Source organism: Pandoraea sp. B-6 (assembly GCF_000282835.1).
GTDB classification, from domain to species: domain Bacteria; phylum Pseudomonadota; class Gammaproteobacteria; order Burkholderiales; family Burkholderiaceae; genus Pandoraea; species Pandoraea cepalis.
Genome location: NZ_AKXS01000281.1, coordinates 22,553 through 28,552, shown reverse-complemented (window position 1 = coordinate 28,552; position 6,000 = coordinate 22,553). Strand labels below are relative to the sequence as shown.

Annotated in this window: 5 protein-coding genes; all 5 read right to left on the bottom strand. The window is 65.4% G+C overall.

What is annotated here, in order from left to right; all coding sequences use genetic code 11:
* Window positions 1-2,227: molybdopterin cofactor-binding domain-containing protein (locus tag A985_RS23865; protein WP_369751543.1), on the bottom strand; the 2,227-nt coding region annotated here is incomplete at its 3' end.
* A 16-nt stretch (window positions 2,228-2,243) separates the two neighbouring features.
* A complete protein-coding gene (locus A985_RS0102080) occupies window positions 2,244-2,687 on the bottom strand; it encodes a (2Fe-2S)-binding protein (protein ID WP_017231770.1) in 444 nt (147 codons plus the stop codon).
* Window positions 2,688-2,858: 171 nt separating this feature from the next.
* Window positions 2,859-3,800 carry an AraC family transcriptional regulator gene (locus A985_RS29690; protein ID WP_017231769.1) on the bottom strand — a complete coding sequence of 314 codons (942 nt, stop codon included), beginning with the start codon at window positions 3,798-3,800 and terminating at the stop codon, window positions 2,859-2,861.
* Between the two features lie 225 nt (window positions 3,801-4,025).
* Window positions 4,026-4,634 (bottom strand): HutD family protein, encoded by a 609-nt coding sequence (locus A985_RS23860; RefSeq protein ID WP_017231768.1) that lies wholly within the window; start codon window positions 4,632-4,634, stop codon window positions 4,026-4,028.
* 22 nt (window positions 4,635-4,656) lie between these two features.
* Window positions 4,657-5,925 carry a glutamate-5-semialdehyde dehydrogenase gene (locus A985_RS0102065; RefSeq protein ID WP_017231767.1) on the bottom strand — a complete coding sequence of 423 codons (1,269 nt, stop codon included), beginning with the start codon at window positions 5,923-5,925 and terminating at the stop codon, window positions 4,657-4,659.
* Between the last annotated feature and the right edge of the window lie 75 nt (window positions 5,926-6,000).

The window sequence follows — 6,000 nt, the reverse complement described above, 5'->3', positions numbered from 1 at the left end:
CGAGCGCACGCGCCTGCGCGACGGTCTGCGGCAGCGGCATCGAACGCGCCCGCACACCGGTGGCGCGACGGATCGCCTGCGCCACCGCCGGCGCCACCGGCGGTAATGACACTTCGCCACACCCCTGAGGTGGGCGGTCGCTCGGCACGATCACAGTCTCGATCGTCGGCATCTCGACGAGATACAGCAGCGGATAGTCGCCGAAGTTGCTTTGCTCCACGCCGCCGTTGGCGAAGGTAATCTGGCTCTTGAACGTATTGGTGAGCGCAAATCCGATGCCGCCTTCGATGTTCGCGCGGATCAGGTTCGGGTTGATTGCACGGCCGCAATCGACGCTGCACACAACGCGTTCGATCTTGAAGCGCTCGTTTACGACGCGCAGCTCCACGGCGAGCGCGACATAGGTCGAGAAGGCCGCACCGCGTCCGGTATAGGCGCAGTAGCCGAACCCGCGATGCACGCCGGGCTTCGCCAACGTGTGCCAACCGGCAGACGCCGCCGTCGTCTCGATCACCCGCGTTGCGAGCGCATCGTGTTTGAGCAGGCGTTTGCGATACTCGACGGGATCGACACCGGCGGCGTCGGCCATCTCGTCGATAAAGCTCTCGAGAAAGAACACGCTCGACGTCGAACCGACCGAGCGCATGAAGCTCACGGGAATGTTGGGCTGCGGCACGTCGATGCCTTCGACGCGCAGGTTCGGGACCGCGTACGCGAGGTCGTAGAGCCCGTCGAGCATGGTCTCGTCATAGCCGGCCTTCTCGTAGTGGTCCTTCTTGATGACGTTGTAAAGCGACTGCCCCGCCACGCGTGCATGCAGGGCCGTGGGCAGCCCGTCGTGACCGAGCACCGCCTCGAAACGACCGGAGGCGCAGGGACGATAGAAGCCGTGTCGTATGTCGTCTTCGCGAGAGCGGATCACCTTGACGGGACGCCCGACCGCCGCCGATGCCACCGCCGCATGGATCACGAAATCGGGCACGTATTTGCGTCCGAAACTGCCGCCGAGGAAGGTCGTGTGCACGATGACCTTCTCCGGTGGCAGCTTGAAGATGCCGCCTAGCGCCCAGCGAACTTTGTCCTGCCCCTGGATCGGCCCCCAGACCTCGATCTCACCCTGCGCCTTGCGCACGTGCACGGTGGCGTTCACCGGCTCCATCGTCGCGTGGACGATGTACGGGGTGTGGTATTCGGCCGTCACACGCTTGCCGCCGGCGGCACCCGAGGCACCGGCAGCGATAAGGCCCGGGGCATCGCCGACGTCGGTCGCAACGCCCGCCTTCCCATCGACAAGCGCGGCACGGCGCTGCGCGAGTATCGTCGCGCTGTCGGCCGCGGCGCCCGCTTTCCATTCGATATCGAGGGCATCGCACGCTTGCTTTGCACACCAGTAATCGTTAGCGACGACGATGATGGCGTCCTTCGCCTGCACGACGTCTTGCACCCCCTTGCGCGCCTTGATTGCGTCGCGATTGCGCACCGACAGCGGAACGCCTCCTGTGGTCGGGGCCATGCGCACGGCGCCGACGAGCATGCCCGGCACCTTCACATCGATACCGAAGACGGCCGAGCCATCGACCTTCGACGGCGTATCGAGACGAGACACCGACTTCCCGATCAATGCATGGGCAGCTTCGTTCTTCAATCGCGGATGCCAATTGAGCGGCAGCGTCGCGGCCTCGGCGGCCAGCTCACCGTAGCCGAGCGAGCGGCCCGATTGCGGATGAATGACGCGGCCCTCATGCGTCACACAGTTGGTCGTGCGAACGCCGAACCGGCGTGCTGCCACGGCGACCAAAGCTTCACGTGCTTGCGCCCCGGCGATTCGCAGACGCTCATAGAACAACGTGGCCGACATCGACGCGCCCACGAACTGCTGCAACGCCTCGTTGGCCGCAGCCGTTCGGTAGGCGTCGCGCGCAGTCACGAATTCGACGCGCACCCGACGCCAATCGGCGTCGAGTTCATCGGCCAGCACCTGGGGCAAACCGGTGTAGACGCCCTGTCCGACTTCGCATTGCGAGAGACCGAGCACGGTCGTGCCGTCGGCATCGATGCGGATCCAGTCATTGATTTCGACAAGTGTCTCGCCCGCCGCGCGCGCTTCGGGACTGACCACCCACGACGCCGAAATCGGAACCAGCAGACTGCCCGCTGCCAGCGACATCCCTTTGAGCCAGTGACGGCGGGACGGCGACGCGGGAGCATGGGACGCAGCCTCGTTCACGTCAGCCGTGGTGCGCTCAGCGTTTGGCAGCGGCATGGATCGCCTCCCGGATACGGTGATAGGTCGCGCAACGGCAGAGGTTGGTCATCGCCTCGTCGATCTGGGCGTCGGTCGGATGCGGATGCTTGTCGAGCAGCGCCGCCGCGGCCATCACCATGCCGGACTGGCAGTAGCCGCACTGCGGCACATCCGTGGCGATCCACGCCTGCTGAATCGGATGCGCGCGTGTCGGCGACAGGGCCTCGATGGTCGTGATGCGCCTGCCCGCTGCCGCCGAGACCGGCAGCACACAGGTGCGCGTGGCTACACCTTCGAGGTGTACCGTGCAGGCACCGCATGCGCCGATACCGCAGCCGTATTTGGTGCCGGTCAGCCCCGCGGCATCGCGGATGACCCACAGCAAAGGCGTGCCGTCATCGCCGTCGAAGACGAAGGGCCGCCCGTTGAGTTGGAATTCCATTGACTCTCCCGTTGTGACTGCCGTCTGCCCCGGCGTGTCTTACGACGCGCCGGCAGAAGGTGAGTGAATTCTCACAACGAGAAAATTGGCGAACAACGACCGCTCGGCCCGAAAAGGATGCCGTTCGTCCAGAGACGGGAAAACCCTCACGCGCGAGGCGCGACAGTCGCGTCAGTTGGCTGGGCCGCAGTGTCTGAGATATTCGCGCGGCGGCAAGCCGTAGCAGCGACGAAAGGCGCGGGTGAACGCCTTCTCCGACGCGTAGCCGACGGCATCGGCCACATCGGCGATGCGCACGCCCGCGCCCGCCAGACGCTCCGCAGCCAGGTACATGCGATGCGTCGTGAGATACGACATCGGCGATTCACCCACGAGTTCGCGAAAGCGCAGGCAGAACTTCGAGCGCGACATGCCCGCGATGTCGGCCAGTTGCTCGACCGTCCAAGGCCTTTGCGGCGCGTCGTGCATCGAGGCGATGGCGCGTCCCAATTGCGGATCGGTCATGCCGCGTAGCCAATGCGTCGTCGCGCCGCCGCTGGCACCGAGATAGGCACGCAGGATCTGGATGAACAGCACGTCAGCCAGACGCGCGACGGCCACGCGCCATCCCGCACCGCACTGCATCGACTCTTCGATGAAGCCTGCCAGGGTCGTGGTGAGCCGCGCGGGAACGGCTGGATCGCCGGCGCGGATATGGATGAGCGGCGGCAGCGACGCGAGCAAGGGATTGCGCACGCGCTCCCGGAACATCACTACACCCGTGTAGAGGTCGCTCACCGGCCCCGTGCCGCCCGCGCGGAACGCGAGAGGTGTGTCGAGCCGGGGCGCGATGCCCTGCGCCGTCATCAATTGCTCGAAGACCACCGGTGGCTCGTCCAGCGACGAGCACATCACGTGCTCGTGTCCATGCGGCAACAGCACGCAGTCGCCCGGCTCCACGCGCACCGGCGCCATGCCAGCCACGACGAGATAGAACGGCTCCCCCGTCGCCGTGCGAAACGGCGCACCGTCCATCGCGGGCTTGCGCAGCGACCAGGGGGCTCCGAACGTGAAGCGACCTGTCACGACCGCATCCGCCCGCAGATCGTTGAGAACGTCGCTCAGCGGATCCATGCCACCCCACCTTGCACGACGTGAAGATTTGTTCGTCTCATGGGTGGAACTTTGATTTGTATATGGATAAATCGAAGTATGCCGTTTCGCTCGCTGGAAAAGTATCGGGATCGGCCTAGGGAAAATACGAGGGCGACGGGGGCGCGCGTTGGGCGCGGCGTCACGCGAGCGGACGGGATGGGGGAGACCGGCCTGTAAGCGTCTGCGCGGCACAGGCCAGGGGGTTCAACGTCGCGAGAGCGTCGCCAGGAAGAGGTGGGCAGGGCTTGCCTCGGCCAGCAGCTCACAGACATCACCACCGTCGACGCGAAGCGCATGTCCCTCGGGAACGCTCACGGCTTGGCCGTCCGCGAAGACCGCCCGCACCTTCCCTTGCGCACAGTAAAGGAAGGCGACGGCGTCGGCGTCCGTTGGCAGCGACCACGTCACGGCGTCTCCATCGAGCCGATGCTGCGCCAGCGTGTGCTGCCATGCGGCGCGACGTGTCATGACGTTGAAGTCGTCGATGGGCACGCCGGACGTCTCCAGCATCGGTGTGCTGCTCACCGTCAACTCGCCGCCGAAGACGTATGGAGGCGTGCGCGTCGAGAGCGTCACGTCCGGGCGGCCTTCGACATTGAGCGTGAGGGTGCCGCCCCGCACGATGGCCAGCGAGCGGTCGATGCCCGGGAACACGGAGAACGGCCCCGGGCTGGCGACCGTGGCCGTGCTGATGCGCCAATCGAAGCCGTCTTCACCGGGACGTCGCGCCACCGCCAGCTCGGTCGTGACTCCCAGGCCGTTCTTCCACGGCATCTTCTGAAAATCGGCCGGGCCGAGCGTTTGCAGTTTCATGCGACGTCTCTGACGAATTGGCTTACTTGCGGACTTCGCCGTGTCCGAACACGACGTACTTCAAACTCGTCAGGCCCTCGAGACCCACCGGACCGCGGGCGTGCAGCTTGTCGTTCGAGATACCGATCTCGGCACCCAGACCGAATTCGAAGCCGTCGGCGAAACGCGTGCTCGCGTTGATCATCACGCTCGCGGAATCGACTTCGCGCAGGAATTGCATGGCGGCGGAGTAATCCTCGGTCACGATGGCATCGGTGTGATGCGAGCCGTAGCGATTGATGTGCGCGATGGCCGGCGCCATGCCATCGACGATCTTCAGCGCCAGCACCGGTGCCAGATATTCCGTCGACCAATCCGCTTCGGTCGCCGCCACCACGCCCGTCATGCCGGCTTCGCTGAGCGCCGCCAGGGTTCGGTCGCAACCGCGCAACTCGACCTGCTTATCCTGGAACATGCGCGCGATGGCGGGCAACTGGTCGATGGCCTGTTGGTCGACGAGCAATGTTTCCATCGTGTTGCAGGTGCCATAGCGATGCGTCTTGGCGTTCTCGCAAATCGCCAGCGCCTTCGCCGGATCGGCGCGACCGTCGACGTAGACATGGCAGATGCCGTCGAGGTGCTTGATCATCGGCACGCGCGCGTCCTGCATCAACCTCGCGATCAGGCTCTTGCCGCCACGCGGCACGATCACGTCCACATAGTCGGTCATCGTGATGAGTTCGCCGACCGCTGCACGGTCGGGCGTGCTCACGACCTGCACGGCGTCACCGGGCAAGCCGCTCGCCGCGAGCGCCTGCGCGATGAGGGCGGCCAGCGCCGTGTTGCTCTCGATGGCTTCGGACCCGCCGCGCAGAATGGTCGCGTTGCCCGACTTCAAGCAAAGCGCAGCCGCGTCGATGGTCACGTTGGGACGCGATTCGTAAATGATGCCGATGACGCCCAGCGGCACGCGCATCTGACCGACCTGAATACCGCTCGGCTGCACGCGCACGTTGCTGATCTCGCCGATGGGGTCCGACAGGCCCGCGATCTGACGCAGTCCTTCGATCATCGTGCGCAGCGCCTTGTCCGACAGCGTGAGACGGTCGATGAACGCGGCGTCCTGACCATTGACGCGGGCGCGCTCGAGATCGCGGCGATTCACGTCCTGCAACGCCGCGCCATCGCGCTCGATGGCATCGGCAATCGCGAGCAGCGCGCGATTCTTGGCAGCGGTGTCGGCACGCGCCATGGCACGCGACGCCTCACGGGCGCGCTGGCCCAACGATTGCATGTAGGCTTTGATATCCATATCGTCTGTTTCGCAGTTCTCTTGGCGACGCAATCGCCAGTACGTTCGGTGGGTTTTCGGTGCCGGCCGTCATCA